This is a genomic window from Amycolatopsis echigonensis, assembly GCF_002846615.1.
Classification (GTDB): Bacteria; Actinomycetota; Actinomycetes; order Mycobacteriales; family Pseudonocardiaceae; genus Amycolatopsis; species Amycolatopsis echigonensis.
Genome location: NZ_PJMY01000003.1, coordinates 6,479,470 through 6,499,026, shown reverse-complemented (window position 1 = coordinate 6,499,026; position 19,557 = coordinate 6,479,470). Strand labels below are relative to the sequence as shown.

Below are 19,557 nucleotides of genomic sequence, written 5' to 3'. Positions count from 1 at the left end.
GCCTGAGCGGAAACACAATGGAGGAACGAATGGGCGGCAAGTCCATGACCCTGGACGGCGTCACCGAATACGTCCGGTCCGGGATGACCGTCGGGATCGGCGGCTGGGGGTCGCGGCGCAAGCCGATGGCGATGGTGCGCGAACTGCTGCGCAGCGACGTCGAAGACCTCACGCTGGTCACCTTCGGCGGGCCCGAGGTCGGGCTGCTGTGCGCGGCGGGCAAGGTGCGCCGGGTGATCTACGGGTTCGTCTCGCTCGACACGATCCCGCTCGACCCGCATTTCCGCGCCGCGCGCGAGGGCGGCCGGGTCGAGACCACCGAGTACGACGAGGGCATGTTCGTCGCCGCGCTCCGGGCGGGCGCCAACCGGCTGTCGTTCCTGCCGACGCGGGCCGGGCTGGAAAGCGACGTGCTGCTGATGAACCCGGAACTGAAAACCGTCGCCTCGCCGTATGACGACGACGTGTACATCGCGGTGCCCGCAGTGCGCCCGGACGTCTCGCTGCTCCACCTCAACCGCGGCGACGCTCTCGGCAACGGCCAGTTCCTCGGGCCTGATCCGTACTTCGACGACCTGTTCGCGATGGCCTCGGACAAGACGCTGCTGAGCGTCGAGAAGGTCGTGGACACCAAGGACCTCACCGCCACTGAGCGGTCGACGTCGCTGCTGATCAGCCGGATGTTCGTGAACGGCGTGATCGAGGCCCCGAACGGCGCGCACTTCACCTCGTGCGACCCGGACTACGGCCGCGACGAGGCGTTCCAGCGGCATTACGCCCAGTCGGCGCAGGACGAGGAAGCGTGGCAGCGGTTCCGCGAGACCTACCTGACCGGCGACGAGGCCAGCTACCACGAGGCGGTGCGCGCCTTCCACCGCGCGACTGAGAAGGAGTCCGCATGAGTGCCCCCGCGACCCGCGCCGAAGTCTGCATCGCCGCGTGCTCCGACGCGTGGCACGGCTCCGGCGAGGTGCTGGCCCACGCGGTCGGCACGGTCCCGGCGATCAGCGCACGGCTGGCCCGCCTCACCCACTCCCCCGAGCTGGTGCTGTCCGACGGCGAATGCCACCTCATGGCCGACCCGCCGCCGCTGGGCAAAACCGCCGCGGCCGGCGGCACCGTCGAGGGCTGGGCCCCGTTCGGGCGGATCTTCGACATCCTCAACACCGGGCGGCGGCATTCGATGATGGGAGCGAGCCAGCTCGACCGGTTCGGCAACCAGAACATCTCGCTGATCGGCGACTGGCGAAAGCCGAAACGCCAGCTGATCGGCATGCGCGGCGCGCCGGGCAACACGGTCAACCACCGCACCGACTACTGGGTGAGCCGGCATTCGAGCCGGGTGTTCGTGGACCGGGTCGACGTCGTGTCCGGCGTCGGCAACGACCGGGCCCGCGCGCATCCGTCGACGGCGCTGCGGTTCCACGACCTCGGCGTCGTGGTGACCGACCTGGCGGTGCTCGACTACGACGAGGACGGACGACTGAAGGTGCGTTCGCTGCACCCGGGCGTCACCGCGGACGAGGTGCGCGCCAACACCGGCTTCGACCTGGACTTCAGCGGCGCCGGGGTGTCGCGGGTGCCGGACGAGCGCGAACTGGAGCTGATCCGCACCGTGCTCGACCCGCGCGGGGCGCGGGACCGCGAGGTCAAGGAGCGAGAAGGCAAGGAGTCGCGGCCCTGAACCGCTCAGCCGGCGAGCAGACCGCCGTACAGCATCGCAAGGTACTGCTCCGCCACGACATCGTGGCGGAGCTTTCCGCGCGGGTTGTACCAGCGGACCGACGACCAGACGGTGTCCCGGATGAACCGGTACACCAGGCTCGTCTCCAGGTCGTCGCGGAATTCGCCGGTCTCGCGGCCCGCCTGGAGCACGCTGAGCCACAGTTTCTCGATCTTCAGCGACGTCTTCCCGACGAAGTCGAAATCGGCGAGGCTGCCGACGACGGCCGATTCGTTCTGGTACAGCGCCACCGCGAACGGCCGCTCGTGAATCGTCGCGAAGGACGTGTGCACCAGCGCGTCGAACCGCTCGCGCGGCGTGCCGTCCTTCCCGGCGATCTCGGTGAACGCGGCCAGCAGGTCGTCCATGAACTCCTTGAGGATCTCGCGGAGCATGTCCTCCTTGGACGCGAAGTGGTGGTACAGGCTGCCGGACAGGATGCCCGCCTCGTCGGCGATGTCGCGGACGGTGGTCTGGGAGTAGCCCCGGGTCGCGAACAGCTGAGCGGCGATGCCCAGCAGCTCGCCGCGCCGGGTGCCGCCGTTCTTGACCGGAGCCCGGCCGGTTCGCGGAGTCATCGCATGGATCCCTTCCTGCCCGCTGCTTTCCCCTATGCTACCGAACAAGCACTTGTTCAGTGAGGAGACCCGCGTGTCGACACCTCGCACGATGCCCGCCTTGCTCGACGAAGCCGCCCGCCGCCACGGCGACGCTCCGGCCGTGGTCGACGGTACGACACAGCTGTCCTGGACCGGATTGCGGGAGCGGGCGCGCACCGTTGCCCGGGCGCTGGCGGCGGCCGGCGTCCGGTCCGGCGACCGGGTCGCGGTGTGGTCCCCGAACCGGGTCGAATTCATCCTGACGTTCCTGGGCGCGCAGTGCCTCGGCGCGGCGCTCGTGCCGATCAACACCCGGTACCGCGGCGAGGAAGCCCGAGTGGTGCTGGAGCGGTCCGGCGCCTCGGTGCTGGTGCTGTGCAACGGATTCCTGGGGAACGACTATCTCGGGATGCTCACCGAGGCCGCGGCCCGCGTCGGCGGTTCCGGTGCGATACCCGGGCTTCCGCGGCTGCACACCGTGATCGACCTCGGGCCGGACGGCGTTGCGGTGCCGTGGAACGAATTCCTCGCCGGGGCGGACGCGGCGCCGCCCGTCGACGAAGCCGCGGTAACGCCTTCCACGGTGGCGGACATTCTGTACACCTCAGGCACCACGGGCGTGCCCAAGGGCGTGATGAGCACGCACGCCCAGACGATCGGCGTCGCGGAAGTGTGGGCTAAAGGCGCGTCGCTCACCCCCGCTGACAAGTACGCGATCGTCAATCCGTTCTTTCACTCCTTCGGGTACAAGGCCGGGGTCGTCGCGGCGATCACCGCGGGCACGACGATCTACCCGGTGCGGACGTTCGACCCGGTCGCGCTGATGGAGCTGATCCAACGAGTCGGCATCTCAGTGCTGCCCGGTGCGCCCACCATCTTCACCACGCTGATCAACCACCCGCGCCGCACCGAATTCGACCTGTCGTCGTTGCGGTTCGCCATCGCCGGTGCGGCTACGGTGCCGGAGAACCTGTTCTCGGACATGCTGGACATCCTGGGCTTCGAGCAGGTCGCGCAGGCGTACGGGCTCACCGAATGCGTGGTGGCGACCCAGTCGCGGCCGAACGAGGACCCACGGCACGTCGCGCAGACGACCGGCCCGGCGGTGCCCGGACTGGAAATCCGGACGGTCGACGAGAAGGGCAAGGACCTGCCGGTCGGCGCCGACGGCGAAATCCTGATCCGGGGCGAGTTCGTGATGCTCGGCTACTTCGACGACCCCGACGCGACCGCGGCGGCGATCGACGCCGACGGTTGGCTGCACACCGGCGACGTCGGGCGATTGGACGAGCACGGCTGCGTCAAGATCACCGGGCGGCTCAAGGACATGTTCACCGTCGGCGGGTTCAACGTGTACCCGGCCGAGGTGGAGAACGTGCTGAGCACGCATCCGGACGTCGTGGAGGCCGCGGTGGTCGGCGTGGACGACGAGCGGATGGGCTCGGTCGGCCGCGCTTACGTGACGCTGTGGGCGGGGGTCGAGCTGGACGCGGAGGCGCTGCGCGAGTACTGCCGGGAGCGGCTGGCGAACTTCAAGGTGCCGCGCGAGTTCGTGGCGATCAAGGAGCTGCCGCGGAACGCCAGCGGGAAGATCCTCAAGCGGGAACTGAGGTGACCTCGTGAGCGGTCGCGGCTCAGCTGATCGACGCGGGGCAGCACCTGCGCGGTGAAGGCTTCGTTCGGCCGGCGGACACGATCACGGCTTCGGGCACGCGGGGTCCTCCTCAGGCGTTCGGGGTGTGCTGGAGGAAGGCGGGCCATTCGCCGCCTCCGTCCACATTGAGCACCGCTCCGCTGACGTGGCTCGCGAGCGGCGACGCCAGCAGCAAACAGGCCTGACCGACCTCCTCCGGCGACGCGAACTGTCCACGCGGGATCGTCCGGGCGACCGCGTCGCGCTGTTCCGGATCGCCGTAGTGGTCCTCGGAACCCGGCGTCTCGACCAATCCGCAACTGACCGCGTTGACCCGCACCCGCGGTGCCCATTCCACGGCCAAGCTGGTCGTGAGACTTTCCAGCGCCGCCTTCGCCGCGCCGTACACCGCCGTGCCCGGACTGGGCCGCCGCGCGGAGATGGACGTGACGTTCACCGCCGACGCCCCGGGCGTCTCGCGCAGGAGCGGATGCGCCGCGTGCAGCACGTACGCCGCGGCCAGGAAGTTGAGCTCGTTGATCTTGCGATGAAACCTCGGCGAGGCCCCGGAGAACTGCGCGAACGGCGCGCCGCCCGCGTTGTTGACCACGACGTCGAGCCGCCCGTGCCGCTCGCCGATCTCTTCCAGCCACTTCTGGACCTGCTCCGGCTCCCGCACGTCGACCTGCGCGAACCGCGGCTCGCGGCCGTCCGCCTCGCGCAGCTTCTCCGGTTCCGTGCGCCCGCAGATCTCGACCTCGGCACCCGCTTCGAGGAATGTCGCGACGATGCCGTCCCCGACGCCGCGCGCTCCGCCGGTGACGAGTACGACGCGACCGGTCAGGTCGAAGCTGACAGGCATGCTGCTCCCTTCTTGCCGGGAGCGATCAGTCTACCAAACAAGTGCTAGGTTGAGACCGCGAGCGTTTCCCTGGCACAGGAGGCACTCCGGCGAGCCAGGATCGACCGGGAACACTGGGGGTCGACGGGGCGACCAGCCGCCGTCTCGCCGCGCGCGGGGATCGCCAGCCGGTGGCTCCTGCGGCACCGTCGCCGCGGACGGCGTGGCCGGGGGCGTGCACAGCAGCAGACCTCGGCTGCGCGAAGCCGTCGCCGCGGGCATCCGCTCCTCAACCCACGTAACCCGCGGGCTGGCCCCAATCCGCACCCCGGGTCGTAGTCCGGTCCACTAGCACACACCGCGTCCCGGTGAAGTTCGTCGGCATGCACTTGTTGCAGTGGACGCACAACGACGGCGTTTCCGGTTCCGCCGAGATCCGGTTCACCAGATCCGGCTCGCGCAGCAACGCCCGGCCCATCGCGACATACTGGAATCCCTCCCGCATCGCCAGCTCCATCGACGCGCGGTCGGTGATGCCGCCGAGCAGCACCATCGGCAGCTTCACCGCGGCCCGGATCTGCCGCGCGTCTTCGAGCAGGAACGCGTCCCGGTAAGGGTATTCGCGAATGAAACGCTTCCCGATCATCCGCACGCCCAGCCTGAGCGGCCGCGGCAGCACCGCCGCGAATTCGCGGACCGGTGCGTCCCCTCTGAAGAGGTACATCGGGTTCAGCAGCGAAGAACCGGCTGTCATCTCGAGCGCGTCGCAGGTACCGTCGGCTTCGAGCCACTGCGCCACCGGGATCGCCTCGTCGAGCCAGAAACCGCCGGGCACGCCGTCGTCCATGTTCAATTTCACGATCACCGCGATCCGGTCGCCGACCGCGTCGCGCACCGCGCGCATCGTGTCGCGCGCGAGCCGGGCACGGTTTTCGAGCGAGCCGCCGTATTCGTCGGTGCGGCGGTTGAGCTTCTGGCTCAAGAAGGAACTGATCAGATAGTTGTGTCCTAAGTGGACTTCTATGGCGTCGAACCCGCACTCGATGGCGGTTTTGGCCGCGTCGGCATGAGCGCGTTTGACGCGCTCGATCCCAGCGTGGTCGATTTCCTTCGCGAAGCCGAGCGTCGCCCGGTGGAAATACCGGCTCGGGGCGAGCGCGGGCCGCCCGTTGCCCTTCGGATCCGCGACCGGCCCGGCGTGCCCGATCTGCGCCGAGATCGCCGCGCCCTCGGCGTGCACCGCTTCGGTGAGCACGCGCAGTCCCGGCAGCGCCTCGTCGGTCCAGTGAATCTGATGCCGGTCAGTGCGACCTTCCTTCGCGACCGCGCAATAGGCGACCGTCGTCATCCCGACGCCGCCCTTCGCGTAGCCGACGTGGAAATCGACCAGATCCCGGGTGACCCGGCCGCGATGGCTCAGTCCCTCGTAAGTCGCCGCTTTGACGACGCGATTGCGCAACCGCACCGGCCCGAGCCGCGCGGGCGCCAGCGGATCGGGCGGGCCGGGAGTCGTGGAAGTCACCTGGCCACGCTAGGAAACGGAGAGCCTGGCCCGCTCCGGCGATCCCGGTGACCGGGAGGCAAGCCAACCGACGGAGGGCCCCGGTCGCGGTAACGCTCCGCCCGGACCCCGCGCTGTCGCCGGGCGGCTCGAAGAAGCGTCCGAGACGGACGGCGGCTGCTCGGCCGGTTCCTCAGTAGCGACAGACGGGCGACCCGCTGCCCTCTTCCAGCCGCGCCGCCAGCACCCAGGTCCCCGACGAACCGCACCTCCGGCGGCAGCCGCGGATTCGCTTGCTCGATGCTGACGATCACGGCCGGATACGGGGCCGTCCTCGGCCGGTTCAGCCGAAATAGGCTTGGCCGCCGTCGAGCGGCACGGTGGCTCCGGTCAGGTAGCGCAGATCGGGGCCGACCAGCGCGACGACGGCGCGGCCGATGTCCTGTTCGCATTCCCCGATCCGGCCCAGGGGAATGGTCGAGACGAATTCGGCGGCCTCTTCGGGATTGTGCTCGGTCCACCATTTCAGCCCCGGCGAAAGCGCGTGCGGCGCGATCGCGTTGACCCGGATCCCGTCGCGGGCCCATTCCACCGCGGCGGTGCGCGACAGCGAGCGCAGGGCTTGTTTCGCCGCCGCGTAAGCACCATAAGCGGTGGGATCCCAGCGCACCATCGCCGAGGTGACCAGATTGACGATCGAACCGTCGCCGGTGGCCTTCAAATGCGGATGAGCGGCCTTCATGAACGCGAACGCGGCGAACGGGCCGGCCTCGAAACCGCGGGCGAAGTCCTCATCGCTCATGGTGAGCAACGGTCCGAATGCGCCGGAGTACGCGTTATTGACCAGGATGTCCAGCCGGCCGAACCGCGCGACGACCGCGTCGACAACGCCGGGGACCGACTCGGTGTCCGCGACATCGCACTCGAACGGTTCCGCGGCGGCGCCCCGCTCCCGCACGAGGCGACAGGTCTCGTCCAGTTTGCCCCGGGTGCGCCCGAGGACCGCAACCGACACCCCCTCCCCCGCCAGCGCCAGCGCGATTCCTTGCCCGACGCCTTGTCCGGCGCCGGTCACCAGGGCCACCCGGCCCGCGAGCGTGTTCATCGGCCTCCTTCGTCCTGCGCGACCGGACGCGCGACGTGTCCCGCCACGAAAATCCCGTCCGCGGAAACGCATACCCGGCCGCCGGCGAGAATTTCGCCGGTCGTGCGGATCCGGCGGCCCTCGCTGGATTCCTGCCGCGCGCGGATCGTCAATTCCTCGAACAGCGGAGCCGTCCGGTGGTACCGGACGCTGAGCGTGCCGGTCATCCCGTCCGGCCCAGGCCCCCAGCTGTTGGCGACGCCGAGCGCGTGATCCAGCAACAGCGCGGAAATCCCGCCGTGCACGCAGCCCGGCGGGCCCTGATACGGCAGGCCGAGCGTCACCGTGCCGGTCACCGAACCGTCCGGCAGTCCGTGCAGGCGCACCGGCGGCGCGAGCGCGTTTTCCGGGCCGGTGACCGGATCGTGGCGCGGTCTCCCTGCCCACATGCCGATGACGCGCTCCTGCCGTTCCGGCGCGTGCTCTTCGAGCTGGTCGGCGATCCGGTCGAGGTCGCGGGCGATGTCCGCCATTGGCGCGCCGCCGTCCGCACCCACGTGCAAGAGCGCGCTGACCACCCGCCGGGCCGCCGCGGCAGCAACGTCAATACCGTCGTCACGGGGGACAGGCGACACGGGGACGCCCGGGCTTCCGGCGTAAGTCGTCATCAGCAGAGCGCCGCCGGACGGAGGGTCGCTTCGGCACCGCCGTCGACGTAGACGACCTGGCCGGTGATGTGCGTGGTCGCGGCGTCGGCGAAATACGCCAGAACTCGCGCGACGTCTTCGGCGGCCGCGTAACCGTGCAACGGCATCGGAACAGCCTGGTCCATCACCGCTTTCCTCTTCGGGTCCGCGAAAAGCCCGGCGGTCATCGGCGTCCGGACCACGCCGGGCGCGACCACGTTGACCGCGATTCCCGCGTCCGCCCAGCCTTCCGAGACCGAGGTTCGGCGGGCCCACTGCGCGATCGCGGCCTTCGAGGACGGGTACAACTGGAACGCCCGATGGTCCGCGATCGCCTCGCGGACAGCGGTCAACGCGGCTTGCTCGTCGCCGCGCAGGCAAGTCTCGACCACCGCGGGGTCGTTCGGCTGGGTGCCGGAGATCGAGCCGACCAGGACGACGCGGGGAGCCTCGGATTTCGCGAGCAACGGCCGCAGGGCTTCGACGAACTCGGTGCTGCCGAAGTAGTTCACCGTGACCATCGCTTCGCCTGGGTCCGACGTTCCGGCGCACGTGATCACCGCGTCGACGTGCCCGGTGCGCTTGCCGACTTCCTCGGCCGCATCGGCGCGGCCTCGCGGCGTGGAAAGGTCCGCGTCGAGGTCGCTGCCCGCGAGGTCGACGCCGAGGACCTGGTCGCCGCGCTCGGCGAGAAGACCGCGGAGCGCGGCCCCAATCCCCGAACTCGCTCCGGTGACGACGACGGTGCGCGGCATGACGGCCTCCTGCGGTGGATACCGGGAACGGCCGCGAGGCTACGGGGACTCCTCCGCGCTCGACGGGCTGATCCCGGTCACCGGGAGAACCTGTCCGGGTCGGTCACCGAGCAGGACGGTTCGGCGAGCGCGACCGGAACGTCGGGGCCTCGACCGCTGTGCAACGCCTCTCGCTGAGATCTCACCGTGCCGGGGCGGATACCGCACCGCGGCCGTCTAGCCGACGCGGCAGCCCTGGCTCAGGTCAGCTCGGCAGTCCCGCTGCCGCGTCGGCTGAGATGCCAACCCGCCGCACTCCGACGCCGCAACCGCTCCGTCACCGCGCAGGCGGCCTCAGCTCGGCCAACAGCAACCGGCACGCCAGCACCGTGTCCGCCTCCGCTTCCTCCGCGGTGATGTGCCCGGTCAGCTGAGACGTCAGCACGCCGTACCAGGTCTGCTCGATCAACCGCACCAGGCGGCGCTCGTGCTCGCCGGCCTCGGTCACCCCGGCGACGCGCAGGATCAGATCGGCGAATTCGACCGCCGCGGACAGGTTCGGCGATTCTCCGGCGACTGTCGCGTTGTTCGACTGCAGCATCGCCTGCGCGAGCCGCGGCCGTGCCAGCAGGCCGCGGCCGGCATCGACCAGCAAGCGCGCGACCGCCTCGGCCGGTTCCTGGCCGGGTTTCACCGGGACGCTGTTGCGGTCCAGCTGCTGGATCTGGCTGTGCAGCAACGCGGTGAACAGGACCGTTTTGGACGGGAAGTAGCGGTAGAGCGTGGCGATGGCTACGCCGGCGTCGCGGGCGACGTCGAGCATCTGGATCCGGTCGAGGCCGTGCTCCGCGCCGTGGTCCGCGGCCGCCCGCAGGATGCGCCGGTAGCGCTCCTGCTGCGCGGGCGAGCTCGGCGTGGCAGGCACCCGGTTCTCGGCGACTCTCGGCACCGCGACTCCTCCGCTCGTGATCAGGCCAGTCTCGCGCACGATCCTCCCATCGGACGCCGCCGCGACCGGTGAGTGGGACAGCCGGGGCGCGACGGCTTGGCGGACCCGGGACATTCGAGAACTAGTTCGACGTGGTGGTGGCTGGGTCCGGCGCGGGCGCGTACCTTTCTGCCCGGGCCGGATTTCGGCCGCGGCGAAGACGAATACGCGCGGCATTTCGCGAATCCGGTGCTGGTTCCTGTGGATCACCCGCGCGCGTGGCGCTGTGCGATCTGGGCAAGGCTATGGCTTTCGCCGCTCGAGCCGTCGACGAATGGGTGGCACGGGCCGGAAAATGACCTGCGCGCCGGTGATCGAGTCGGTTACCTTTTCCGGCGTGGAGGACTACTTCGGGGAAAGTGTCGCTGCGAAATACGACGAATCGTCAGCCGAAATGTTCGCCCCGCAAGCGGTGGATCCGGTGGTCGAGGTCCTGGCCGGGCTCGCCGGTGCCGGTCGCGCGCTGGAGCTGGGTATCGGCACCGGCCGGATCGCGCTGCCGCTTGCCGCGCGGGGGGTGCCGGTTTCCGGGATCGACCTGTCGTCCGCGATGGCCGCCCGGTTGCGCGCCAAACCGGGCGGCGACGCCATCGACGTGACGATCGGCGACTTCGCGACGGCTCGGGTCGCCGGGGCGTTTTCGGTGGTCTATCTGGTGTACAACACGATCGGCAACCTGACGTCCCAGGAAGCGCAGGTGGCATGTTTCCGCACGGCCGCGGCCCATCTCGAACCGGGCGGGTGCTTCGTGGTCGAGGTCGGGGTGCCGGAACTGCGGAAGCTGCCTCCGGGGCAGACCGTCGTGCCGTTCGACCTGAGCGCGACGCATTGGGGATTCGACCGGTACGACGTCTCGACGCAGTCGATGAGTTCCTACCACGCGCGGGTGGCCGACGGCCGCGGCGAGTTCCGGGCGATTCCGTTCCGGTACGTGTGGCCCGCCGAGCTGGATCTGATGGCGCAATTGGCGGGGTTGCGGCTGCGGTCGCGGTGGGAGAACTGGGACGGGAAGCCGTTCACCCACGATAGCGAGCAGCACGTCTCGATCTGGGAGAAGCCGCTCGGCTGACCCCGTCCGGGGAGGAACAGCACGGCGGAGGCGGACAGCTGGTCGAGCCGGACCGTGCCCCCAGCACCCGTCCGGCGCGATCTCCTTCGCTGTGCACAACCGCTCGCCCGCCAGCGTTCCCCACAGCCGCCGGGCGGACACGAGCGGGTTCTCCCGCTGATCGGGAGCCGTGCCGCCGTCGTCGCCCGTCGCGTGTTGACGCCGTACGCGGACACCGTGCTATCGTCCGAACTAGAAATGATTTCAGTTCGTCCGCGAGGGGCACGGCATGGCGGTGGTCGCGATCGAAACGGACTCTCCCGGCACGGACGCCTCGCGAGACCGCGCGCTGCCGCCCTCGATGGTCGAGCGGATGACGCTGATCCTCGACGCCTTCGACGCGCCGAGCACCCGGCTCACCCTCGAACAGGTCACGCGCACGACCCGTCTCCCCCGTTCGACCGCGCACCGCATCCTCGACCAGCTCGTGCGGTTGCGGTGGCTGTCGCATTCGTCGTCCGGCTACGCGCTCGGCACCCGGGCGCTGAATCTCGGCGGCACCGGCGGCAGCCACCTCGAACTGCGCGAGGCGGCCGCGGCAGTGCTGCACGAGCTGCAGGTGCGGACCGGGATGGTCGCGCATCTGGCGATCCTCGACGGCGCCGACGTCCGGTATCTCGACAAGATCGGCGGCCGGTTCGCGGCGACCGTCCCGTCGCGCGTCGGCGGTCGCGCGCCCGCGCAGTGCACCGCCCTCGGCAAGGCGATGCTCGCGTGGCTGCCCGCCGAACAGGTCGAAGACCGGATCATGCCGACGCTCGGCCGCCAGACCAGCCGGACGATCTGCGACCTGGTGGCCTTGCACCGCGAACTCGGCCGGATCCGCGAGCGCAACGGCCTCGCCTTCGAACGCGGCGAGTGTTTTTCCGAGATCTCCTGTGTCGCCGTCGCCATCCGCGGCCCGGAAGGTCCCGAAGCAGCGATCTCCCTGGTCGGCGACGCGCACACCGCGCTGGAGCGGGTCGCGCCGCTGGTCGCGGCCGCCGCGCGGCAGGTCACCCGGGAACTGTATCCGATGGTGCGGCTGCGCACGGCCGAACCCGCCTGAAAAATTGACTGTCCACAGAGGACTCCGAGCGGCGGAGACATCACCGGGCTCGGACGCCACCCGTCGTTACGCGTTCCCCATCGGCCGAGCGGACCAGCCGCATCCGGCTCCTCATCCCGCCGATGGTTCGGTTTCCCACGACCGACCAGGACTTTCCCCGCGCATTCGCAGTTGGCACCACTGACCGCACGACGATCTTCCGCCGCGGCTGGTCGAAGCCCGAACAGAACGGGCTATCCGTTCCACGGAGGGGCCGAACCCCAGCCCCAGCGGGGCACCGGCTGGTCGCCCGGCGGTCCGGCGTCCGGCGCGGAGAACATCACCGCGAGCCTGCTGCCCCATTCGAGATATCCCGCGAGCGCGGCGCGGAACTCCGGGTCCGCGGGCAGCCCGACGTCGTCGGCGGTGGCCAGCAGCAGCGAGACCCAGCGCCGCCGCTGCGGCTCGGTGATCGCGCGTCCGGCATGCCTGCAGACCATGTGCTCGTGCCCGCCGTGCCGCGCGGTGTACGCGGCCGGGCCGCCGAACACCTCGCCGAGCCACACCGCTACGTGCGCGGGGTGCTCCGGGCTCATCCCGGCGAACACGTCGGCGAGCAGATCGTCCTCGCCCACCTTCACGTAGAACGCCTCGGTCAGCCTGGCCAGCGCGGCTGCTCCCCCTGCCCACTCGTAGAGCGTCGGCACCGCGCCGCCCGGGCCGGCGACCTCGGTGCGTTCGTAATGCCGCATCTCCTCGATCTGCTCGGCATAGGGCCGGATCTCGGCGAAGAACGCGGCGAAATGGGGTCCGCCCCGGAAACCTTGGAGGTGCGCGTCGGCCGAGGTCCAGACGATGCGCAGGAGATAGCAGCCCGGCTCGTCGGCGGCGCGCGCGAGTTCATAGTCGAGACCCTGTTCCGCGGCGGCCAGCGACTTGGCCGCGCGCCGGTAGGCGGCTTCGAAGTCCGCGTGGCCGCCGTCCGGAACGCGGTACCGGATGTACTCGAGGATCACCGGATCACCCAAGCACGCGCCGGGCAGGCCGCCTAGTACGCACTTGCCGGTGCGTACCAGCGGCAGGCGATGATGGAGGGATGAAAGCGCGCTACTCGTGTGCGGTCGAACTGGCTGTCGACATCATGGGCGGGAAGTGGAAGCCGGTGATCCTGGCGCGGCTCAAGGAAGGCCCGCACCGGTACGGCCAGCTGCGCCGCGCCATTCCGTCCATCACCGAGAAGGTGCTCACCGCGCAGCTGCGGGAGCTGGCCGCGGCCGGGCTGGTGAACCGGACCGAGGTGGACGGCCGGGTGCCGACGGTCGAGTACCGGCTGACCCCGGAAGGCGACGAGCTGCGCCCGGCGCTGACCGCGCTGTACGAATGGGGCAGCCGGTATGCCGAGCGCAACGGCATTCCGGTCGGCGCTTCCTGACCGACGGCTAGGAGGAGCGAAGCAGATCGGCCAGCACCGCCGCTTCGCTGATATCGCTGCGTTTGGTCGCCGTCAGCAGGGTCAGCGGGCCCTTTTTGGCCAGTGCCCGCAAGTGGTCCAGCGCTTGTGCGCGTTCCGGTTCTTCGAGTTCCGCGCGGTAGCGTTTCGCGAATTCGCCGTAGCGGTCCGGGTCGTGGGCGTACCACTTGCGCAGTTCCGTCGACGGGGAGATCTGCTTGAGCCAGTCGTCCAGGTGGGCGCGGTCCTTGCTCAGCCCGCGCGGCCACAGCCGGTCGACCAGGACCCGCGAGCCGTCGGCGGATTCCGGCGCGTCGTAGACCCGGCGTACGCGGACTTGGCGTTTGCTCATCGGGACAGCGGCTCCTTTCCGCGTGCGGGGCTCTCGTGCCAGCGTCCGCCGGCGGCCGCCGGGGCGCAAACCACGGGGGTATAACCCCAGGGTATGGAACTGCGTCAGCTGCGGTACTTCGTCGCCGTGTTCACCGAGGGGTCGATCAGCCGGGCGGCCGCGTCGCTGGTGATGTCGCAGCCCGCGCTGACCCGGCAGATCCGCGTCCTCGAACGCGAACTCGGGACGCCGTTGTTCGATCGGGTGCCGACCGGCGTGCAGGCGACGGTGGCCGGACGGGCGTTGCACGAGCACGCGCGGCAACTCCTGCGGCTCGCCGACGCGACGCGCGAGGTCACGCGGTCGGCGGCGCCGGTGAAGGAGCAGGTCGAGATCGCTGAAGTCGCCCCCGTTGCCGGTGCACTGGGTCCACCAGCTGGCGGCCGTGTAGATCACCGGCCAGCGCGACGTCTTCGCGTGGTACTCGTCGCTGAACGCCTTGATCCACGACACCATCGCGGACTGGCTCAGTCCGTAGCAGGCGGAGCTGGGCCCCCATTCGATGTCGAGCGTGCCGGGCAGGGTCTTGCCGTCCTGCGACCAGCCGCCGCCGTGCGCGACGAAGTAGTCGGCCTGCGCCGCGCCGCCGGAGAGATCAGGACGGCCGTAGTGGTATGCGCCGCGGATCATGCCGACGCTGTACGAGCCGTTGTACTGCTGGCTGAAGTCGGGGTTCTGGTAGCCCGTGCCCTCGGTCGCCTTCACGTAGGCGAACCGCTTGCCCTGGTTCCAGTAGGACTGCCAGTCGACCGCTCCCTGGTAGCTGCTCACGTCGATGCCCGGCGTGGTCGTCTCGACCGACGCCGGCGCGACCGCCGGGCCGCCGGGTTCGTGCGCCCGAATGGAGGCGCCCATCTGATGGTTGTCCGGCGTCTCGGCCGAGGTGCTCGCGGCCGCGGCCGGTGCGGCCGAGGCGTTCGGCGCGGTCGCCACGAGCAGGGCGGCAGCCGCGGCGAACACCGCTCCGGCCAGGCGGCGGCGCGCCCTCCCGGCGGGTCCCCAGTGGTGAGTGGTCATTGACAGGTCCTTTCGGATGCCCTCGCGACATGCCACCCGATCAGGTGGCACGAGGACCTGATTCTGTTACTGGATGTGATGCACTGTCACTGCTCCAAGTGAACTAATTTCCACTTGACCGGACAATGAGAAAGACATTCTCAGTAGGCCGTTGCGGTCGAGTTCCCTGAAAACGCCGCCGGCCCGCCGAGCTCGCCTTACTCTCCTGCGCCATGTCGACATCTCGAAGAACCCGGACGATCCTCCAGCTCCTGGCTGTGCTCCTCGCCCTGGCCGCGACCGGCACCGCCACCGCGCAGGCGGACGAACCGGACCTGCTGCGCTTCAACCACTCCTACGGCGTCCTGGACCGCGAGACCGCCGACGCCATCGAGCATTCGGCCTATCTCAAGGACTTCGCGAACTTCCAGGTCCGCACCACGACCGGCTCAGGCGGCGAAAAATGGACCGGCCGGTACCTGATGGGCCGGGAAACCTACCTGGAACTGTTCGGTGTCGGCGACGTCCCCGGCAAGGACGGCAACCTCGGTTCGGCGGGCCTGGGAGTCTCGGTCGAACACACCGGCCAGCTGTCCACAGTGGTCCGGCACCTGCGCGACGCGGGCATCGCGAACCCGGTGGAATTCCTGCAAACCCGCGATTTCGGCGACGGCAAGCCGGTACCGTGGTTCGACGGAGTCCAAACCACCGACCAGTACGACACCTTCGGCGCCTGGGGCATGGAATACCGCGCGGAGTACTTCGCCGACCCGCGCAGCAACACCGGTCCCGCGCAGTACCCCGGCGACGTCAGCCGCAACCGGTACCTGCCCGACGACTACCGCAACCACCAGATGCGCGACGTCACCGGCATCCGCCTGGGCATCACCGCGCGCGACCTCGGCAACACGCTGCCGCTGCTGCGCGCCGGAGGAATGACGGTGTGCGAGCTCCCCACCGGAGCCCTCGCGTCCGACGGCATGACGACCATCCGCTTCGACACCGTCCCAGCGGACCAGGTCGGCCTGCGCCAGATCGACCTGGCCCTCAACCAGCCCGCCGGAACGAGGCACGTCGAACAACTGGGCCACTCGACGCTCGTCGTCGGTCCCGGCGCGCACGCGCGGTGGACTTTCGATATCCGCGGCTGATCCCGTCCGCCGAGGAAGGGCTCCTTGCGGGGACTGATTCCCGCGAGGAGACCATCCCGGCTCCGGTCCCGAAAGAGCCGGGAAATCCGGTGGTCCCCGCCGGTAGGTTGATCGATATCTCGGTGCACCGGGAACGACGACCCGGCACACCGGGTCCGGTACGAGGGGAATCAGATGCACAAGAGTTCTGCCCTGCCCATCGGCCGTTCGGCCGCGGCGGTCGCCGCGGTCGCCGCGCTGGCGGCGTGTTCGGCGGAAACCACCGCGGCGCCGGCCGCGACCTCCGCCGCTTCCGCCGAGGTCTTCGGCGCGGCCGGTTACCGCGGCATCGCCCCGGGGATGGCCAAGGAAGCGGCGCTCGCCACCGGAAAACTCGCCACCGCGCCGGTGTCCGTGCTGGACGGCTGCACGGACCTGAGCTGGCAGGGCGGACCCGCGCCGGACCCGGCCCGGCTCGCTGCCGAGGCCGAGGCGCAGCGCAAGGCCGACGACCTCAACGCCAAGGCGGACGCGGCGGACCAGGCCGCGAAGCACCCTTCCGGCAAGTCCGCCGCCGAGCTTGCCCAAGCCGCCGCCAAGGACGCGGAAGCCGCGCAACTGGCGGCAGACGCGGCGCAGGCGAGTGTCGGCCTGGCAGGCAAGCGAGAGGAGCGGGACAAGGCGTTCGCCGCGGCCGGTGGCGCCTCGTTCGGCAAGAACGGCCTGCACGAGCTGGGCGCCCCGCCCGGGGCCAAGACCGCGGAGGGCATCGGCGCCGGATCCTCGCTGGCCGACCTGCACAAGGCGTACGACGCGCGCGGCTTGAAGCCCGGCGCGGCCGGACGGTTCGAGCTGCCCATCGCGGAAAAGCCGGGCTGGCGCTTCGAATTCGCCCCGGCCGCCGACGGCAGCACGGTCGGCGGAGTGTCGATCGTCGAAACCGCGAAGTGCCGTTGACGCCGCGTGTGCTGAATCCATAGTGGACGAACGAAGGCCTCCTCTCCATCGCGGCGAGGAGGCCTTCGTTCTCACTCCTCTCCGGACCGCAACACCGCCAGCTCGGTCCGCCCCCGAATCCCCAACTTCGCGTAAATCCGCGTCAAGTGGTACTGCACGGTCTTCACCGACAAAAACAACTCCGCGGCCACTTCCCGGTTAGACCGCCCCTGAGCCACCATCCGCGCCACCGCCTCCTCCTGCGGCGTCAGCAGATCCACGCCGCTCCGCGGCACATGCACGCCCCCGGCCCGCAATTCCCGCTCACACCGAGCCACATAAGTCACCGCCCCCATCGAAGCGAATCCGTCCCGAGCGATACCCAGCTGCGTATCCGCCCGAGCCCGCCGCCCCAACCGGCGTAACGTCTGTCCATACGCGAACGCGATCCGAGCCTGGTCATATCGCAACGGCAAGCCCGCGATCATCTCCACCGCGGCATCAAACGCCGCCACCGCTCCGACATGATCGTTCCGCGCCCCCAGCAACCGCCCCCGGGCAGCCGCCAGCCGAGCCCGGGCCGAAAGGTGCTCCCGTTTCCCCGCAGCCCGTTCATGCGGAGCCAGAAACGCATCCGCCTCCTCGGTCCGTCCACTAAGGACCAAGGCATGCGCGTACAGGTCATGCCAAGGCCAATGCCCAGGCTCGTCCACCGAAGTCGGCAACGACAACCGCGTCAACGGATGCAACGCCCGCAACACCCCCGCGGAATCAGCGGCAGCCTCCGCGACCTGCGCCCGGGCCAGCAACGCGGGAACCCGCATGATCTCGTAATCCTGCGGTCCCGAAGCACAAGCCAGCAACGCCTCTTCCGCTCGCGCCTGATCCCCGCGCAGCGCATGCACCGCGGCCGAAGTCCACTGCAGCAACGGCGCGGTAAGCACAATCCCGGTCCGGTCCACCAGCACGAGCGCTTCCCGAACCACCCGCAACGCGTCGTCCCATTCCCCGCTCAGGAACAACGTCCGCGCCAGCCACGCTTGTGCCCACAAGGAAATCCGTGCCGACCCGCCCAAATAGCTAGTGGGCACCGCACTTTCCAAATCCACGCGGGCGTCGTCGATCCGATCGGTGAGCAGATTCAGCCATCCCCGTGCCATCACCACGCGCTGCGCCTGCGCACCATGGCGAATCCGCTCGGCCAGCTGCGCGTAATCCCGCCGCGCCTGCTTGGCCCGGCCCGAAGCAGCGAGCCCGAGCCCCCGGATCGCCGCAGCTTCCACCGCCGCCGGAGTCTCCGGCACAGCCAGCTCGATCGCCCGGTCCGCCCACCGCACGAGATCCTCCGCGGAGTACCGGCAAAGCGCGTCAAGCACATACCGTTGACAGATCAACGCGGCTGTCTCCGGATCCCTCGACGCGTTGACGATATCCCAGGCCCGGCTCAGCCGTCCGCCAGCTTCAGCGGCCCGGCCGCGCACCACCGCGAGGTAACCGAGCACCGCGTCCCGCAACGGCGTCTCGCGCACGCTCTCGACTTCCGGGGCAAGCGCAGCAGCCCGGAACACATCGCCCGCACCGATCAACGCATCGACAGCCCGGGTGATCCGGGCCTGCCGCAGCTCAGCGTCTTCGGTGAGCCGCCCGGCATCGTTGAGCAGCACCGCGGCCGTCCCCCACGCCCCCGCCGCAGCGCGCTCGACCGCCAGCGCGTCAAGCCGGTCCGCGACGCTGGCATCCGGCACCGGACTGGCCGCGACCAGCAGCCGAAGGCTCCGCGCCGGATCCTCGACCAGCACCGCCGCCCGCCGCTGAAGCTTCGAGCGTCGCTCCGGCCCCAATCCGGCGAGCACGGCCGCGCGAACCATCGGATCCGGCGGTCCCACCTCGGCGAGCCCGCGCGGCGCGAGTTCGACCAGCCGCGCCGCGCACGCCTCGTCCAGCACCGGCAACGGATCGCCGTCGAGATCAGCCAGCGAAGCCACCGACCGCACCGCCGCACCAGAGCCGAGCACCGCGGCAGCCGCGACAAACCGTTCCGCCGCAGAGGAAAGCTGAGAGATCCGTTCGCGGACCGAAGCGGTGACCGCGGCTGGTGCGGGCAGATTCGGATCGAACCGGGCCCAGGTGGCACGCGGGACCTCGGTCAGCAATTGCACGACGTAGCGCGGTCGGCCGAGAGTGTGCCGGCACAAGCGTTCGGCCATCGTCGGATGAAGGGCGATACCGCGCGCTGAGGCCATTTCGGACACTTCCGCGGCCTCAAGCGGCGGAACGCGCACCTCATCGTCGGACATCCGCGCGAGCAGTTCCAGAACGTCCGCGCGAGCGCGAGGATCGCCGGTCGCGGCGGTGAGCAGCAAAGTCGCCCGCGCCGCCGGGTGGTGGCGCAGCAGCGACGACAACGTCCGCACCGAGTCCACATCGGCCAGATGCGCGTCGTCGACCACCAGCAACGTCCCCGGGACCAGCTCCGCCGCGATCCGTCCCGCGACCGGCAGGGGGCCGTCTTCCGTCGACACCGTCGGGAACAGCTGCCGCAGCACGGCGAACGCGCTGCCGCTCTCCCATTCGGCCGCGGTCGCCTGGAGCACGGGGCCGGGGAACTCGTCGGCGGCCCGCCGCGCGAGCGTGGTGCGCCCGCATCCGGCCGGACCGCACAGCAGTACCGCGCGGCCCGCCCGGGACAGCAGGCCGGCCAGCTCCTCCGCCGATCCGGTCACGGTCCTC

General features: G+C 70.1%; 17 protein-coding genes and 3 pseudogenes. 9 read left to right on the top strand and 11 right to left on the bottom strand.

Going from position 1 to position 19,557, the window contains the following annotated elements; all coding sequences use genetic code 11:
* The first annotated feature begins 29 nt into the window (after positions 1–29).
* Both ATK30_RS35795 and ATK30_RS35790 read left to right on the top strand, forming a co-directional pair.
* A complete protein-coding gene (locus ATK30_RS35795) occupies positions 30–902 on the top strand; it encodes a CoA transferase subunit A (protein ID WP_101439190.1) in 873 nt (290 codons plus the stop codon).
* Complete coding sequence (locus ATK30_RS35790) at positions 899–1,684, top strand: CoA-transferase subunit beta (RefSeq protein ID WP_101439189.1); 786 nt, start codon at positions 899–901, stop codon at positions 1,682–1,684. The genes ATK30_RS35795 and ATK30_RS35790 overlap by 4 nt, the downstream gene beginning before the upstream one ends.
* A 5-nt stretch (positions 1,685–1,689) precedes the next feature.
* On the opposite strand, the gene ATK30_RS35785 is transcribed toward ATK30_RS35790, so the two are convergent.
* The gene (locus tag ATK30_RS35785) at positions 1,690–2,301 is read right to left on the bottom strand and encodes a TetR/AcrR family transcriptional regulator (RefSeq protein WP_101439188.1); all 612 of its coding nucleotides are present in this window, start codon (positions 2,299–2,301) and stop codon (positions 1,690–1,692) included.
* Between the two features lie 91 nt (positions 2,302–2,392).
* Between ATK30_RS35785 and ATK30_RS35780 the strand changes: the two genes are divergently transcribed.
* The gene (locus ATK30_RS35780) at positions 2,393–3,937 is read left to right on the top strand and encodes an AMP-binding protein (RefSeq protein ID WP_101439187.1); all 1,545 of its coding nucleotides are present in this window, start codon (positions 2,393–2,395) and stop codon (positions 3,935–3,937) included.
* A 109-nt stretch (positions 3,938–4,046) separates the two neighbouring features.
* Here ATK30_RS35780 and ATK30_RS35775 read toward each other — a convergent pair whose 3' ends face one another.
* The 6 genes from ATK30_RS35775 to ATK30_RS35750 all read right to left on the bottom strand — a co-directional run bounded on the left by ATK30_RS35775 (position 4,047) and on the right by ATK30_RS35750 (position 9,750).
* Entirely contained in the window at positions 4,047–4,817 is a 771-nt protein-coding gene (locus ATK30_RS35775; protein ID WP_101439186.1) for an SDR family oxidoreductase, read from the bottom strand.
* Between the two features lie 268 nt (positions 4,818–5,085).
* Entirely contained in the window at positions 5,086–6,318 is a 1,233-nt protein-coding gene (locus ATK30_RS35770) for an NADH:flavin oxidoreductase (protein ID WP_101439185.1), read from the bottom strand.
* A 322-nt stretch (positions 6,319–6,640) separates the two neighbouring features.
* Positions 6,641–7,402 (bottom strand): SDR family NAD(P)-dependent oxidoreductase, encoded by a 762-nt coding sequence (locus ATK30_RS35765; RefSeq protein WP_101439184.1) that lies wholly within the window; start codon positions 7,400–7,402, stop codon positions 6,641–6,643.
* Positions 7,399–8,049, bottom strand: a complete 651-nt coding sequence (locus ATK30_RS35760) for a PaaI family thioesterase (RefSeq protein WP_101439183.1) — start codon at positions 8,047–8,049, stop codon at positions 7,399–7,401. Before ATK30_RS35760 ends, ATK30_RS35765 begins: the two co-directional genes overlap by 4 nt.
* Positions 8,049–8,822 carry an SDR family oxidoreductase gene (locus ATK30_RS35755; RefSeq protein WP_101439182.1) on the bottom strand — a complete coding sequence of 258 codons (774 nt, stop codon included), beginning with the start codon at positions 8,820–8,822 and terminating at the stop codon, positions 8,049–8,051. Before ATK30_RS35755 ends, ATK30_RS35760 begins: the two co-directional genes overlap by 1 nt.
* Before the next feature lie 316 nt (positions 8,823–9,138).
* Entirely contained in the window at positions 9,139–9,750 is a 612-nt protein-coding gene (locus tag ATK30_RS35750) for a TetR/AcrR family transcriptional regulator (RefSeq protein ID WP_101441239.1), read from the bottom strand.
* Between the two features lie 334 nt (positions 9,751–10,084).
* On the opposite strand from ATK30_RS35750, the gene ATK30_RS35745 reads away from it, so the two are divergent.
* Both ATK30_RS35745 and ATK30_RS35740 read left to right on the top strand, forming a co-directional pair.
* Positions 10,085–10,858: a class I SAM-dependent DNA methyltransferase gene (locus ATK30_RS35745; RefSeq protein WP_101439181.1), complete on the top strand. Its 774-nt coding sequence runs from the start codon at positions 10,085–10,087 to the stop codon at positions 10,856–10,858.
* Between the two features lie 268 nt (positions 10,859–11,126).
* Positions 11,127–11,945, top strand: a complete 819-nt coding sequence (locus ATK30_RS35740) for an IclR family transcriptional regulator (RefSeq protein WP_101439180.1) — start codon at positions 11,127–11,129, stop codon at positions 11,943–11,945.
* 233 nt (positions 11,946–12,178) lie between these two features.
* Here ATK30_RS35740 and ATK30_RS35735 read toward each other — a convergent pair whose 3' ends face one another.
* Positions 12,179–12,940 (bottom strand): group II truncated hemoglobin, encoded by a 762-nt coding sequence (locus tag ATK30_RS35735; protein WP_167442055.1) that lies wholly within the window; start codon positions 12,938–12,940, stop codon positions 12,179–12,181.
* 80 nt (positions 12,941–13,020) lie between these two features.
* On the opposite strand from ATK30_RS35735, the gene ATK30_RS35730 reads away from it, so the two are divergent.
* Positions 13,021–13,356 (top strand): winged helix-turn-helix transcriptional regulator, encoded by a 336-nt coding sequence (locus ATK30_RS35730; protein WP_101439178.1) that lies wholly within the window; start codon positions 13,021–13,023, stop codon positions 13,354–13,356.
* A gap of 7 nt (positions 13,357–13,363) precedes the next feature.
* Here ATK30_RS35730 and ATK30_RS35725 read toward each other — a convergent pair.
* Positions 13,364–13,699, bottom strand: a pseudogene (locus ATK30_RS35725) (DUF488 domain-containing protein); the annotation flags it as partial.
* Positions 13,700–13,819: 120 nt separating this feature from the next.
* On the opposite strand from ATK30_RS35725, the pseudogene ATK30_RS46595 reads away from it, so the two are divergent.
* Positions 13,820–13,945, top strand: a pseudogene (locus ATK30_RS46595) (LysR family transcriptional regulator); the annotation flags it as partial.
* Between the two features lie 228 nt (positions 13,946–14,173).
* Here the strand turns inward: ATK30_RS46595 and ATK30_RS35715 are convergent.
* A pseudogene (locus tag ATK30_RS35715) lies at positions 14,174–14,620 on the bottom strand (GH25 family lysozyme); the annotation flags it as partial.
* Positions 14,621–14,994: 374 nt separating this feature from the next.
* On the opposite strand from ATK30_RS35715, the gene ATK30_RS35710 reads away from it, so the two are divergent.
* Both ATK30_RS35710 and ATK30_RS35705 read left to right on the top strand, forming a co-directional pair.
* The gene (locus tag ATK30_RS35710) at positions 14,995–15,912 is read left to right on the top strand and encodes a DUF5829 family protein (RefSeq protein ID WP_101439177.1); all 918 of its coding nucleotides are present in this window, start codon (positions 14,995–14,997) and stop codon (positions 15,910–15,912) included.
* Positions 15,913–16,086: 174 nt separating this feature from the next.
* Positions 16,087–16,848 (top strand): hypothetical protein, encoded by a 762-nt coding sequence (locus ATK30_RS35705; protein WP_244194825.1) that lies wholly within the window; start codon positions 16,087–16,089, stop codon positions 16,846–16,848.
* A gap of 71 nt (positions 16,849–16,919) precedes the next feature.
* On the opposite strand, the gene ATK30_RS35700 is transcribed toward ATK30_RS35705, so the two are convergent.
* Positions 16,920–19,550 (bottom strand): helix-turn-helix transcriptional regulator, encoded by a 2,631-nt coding sequence (locus ATK30_RS35700; protein ID WP_101439176.1) that lies wholly within the window; start codon positions 19,548–19,550, stop codon positions 16,920–16,922.
* Positions 19,551–19,557 lie beyond the last annotated feature (7 nt).

What these genes read in the sequence shown, in the direction of transcription:
- ATK30_RS35795 (WP_101439190.1), top strand. Translation starts at nt 30, where the DNA reads ATGGGCGGCAAGTCCATGACCCTGGACGGCGTCACCGAATACGTCCGG.
- ATK30_RS35710 (WP_101439177.1), top strand. Translation starts at nt 14,995, where the DNA reads ATGTCGACATCTCGAAGAACCCGGACGATCCTCCAGCTCCTGGCTGTG.
- ATK30_RS35745 (WP_101439181.1), top strand. Translation starts at nt 10,085, where the DNA reads ATGACCTGCGCGCCGGTGATCGAGTCGGTTACCTTTTCCGGCGTGGAG.
- ATK30_RS35790 (WP_101439189.1), top strand. Translation starts at nt 899, where the DNA reads ATGAGTGCCCCCGCGACCCGCGCCGAAGTCTGCATCGCCGCGTGCTCC.
- ATK30_RS35780 (WP_101439187.1), top strand. Translation starts at nt 2,393, where the DNA reads ATGCCCGCCTTGCTCGACGAAGCCGCCCGCCGCCACGGCGACGCTCCG.
- ATK30_RS35730 (WP_101439178.1), top strand. Translation starts at nt 13,021, where the DNA reads ATGAAAGCGCGCTACTCGTGTGCGGTCGAACTGGCTGTCGACATCATG.
- ATK30_RS35765 (WP_101439184.1), bottom strand. Translation starts at nt 7,402, where the DNA reads ATGAACACGCTCGCGGGCCGGGTGGCCCTGGTGACCGGCGCCGGACAA.
- ATK30_RS35775 (WP_101439186.1), bottom strand. Translation starts at nt 4,817, where the DNA reads ATGCCTGTCAGCTTCGACCTGACCGGTCGCGTCGTACTCGTCACCGGC.
- ATK30_RS35740 (WP_101439180.1), top strand. Translation starts at nt 11,127, where the DNA reads ATGGCGGTGGTCGCGATCGAAACGGACTCTCCCGGCACGGACGCCTCG.
- ATK30_RS35755 (WP_101439182.1), bottom strand. Translation starts at nt 8,822, where the DNA reads ATGCCGCGCACCGTCGTCGTCACCGGAGCGAGTTCGGGGATTGGGGCC.
- ATK30_RS35705 (WP_244194825.1), top strand. Translation starts at nt 16,087, where the DNA reads ATGCACAAGAGTTCTGCCCTGCCCATCGGCCGTTCGGCCGCGGCGGTC.
- ATK30_RS35760 (WP_101439183.1), bottom strand. Translation starts at nt 8,049, where the DNA reads ATGACGACTTACGCCGGAAGCCCGGGCGTCCCCGTGTCGCCTGTCCCC.
- ATK30_RS35785 (WP_101439188.1), bottom strand. Translation starts at nt 2,301, where the DNA reads ATGACTCCGCGAACCGGCCGGGCTCCGGTCAAGAACGGCGGCACCCGG.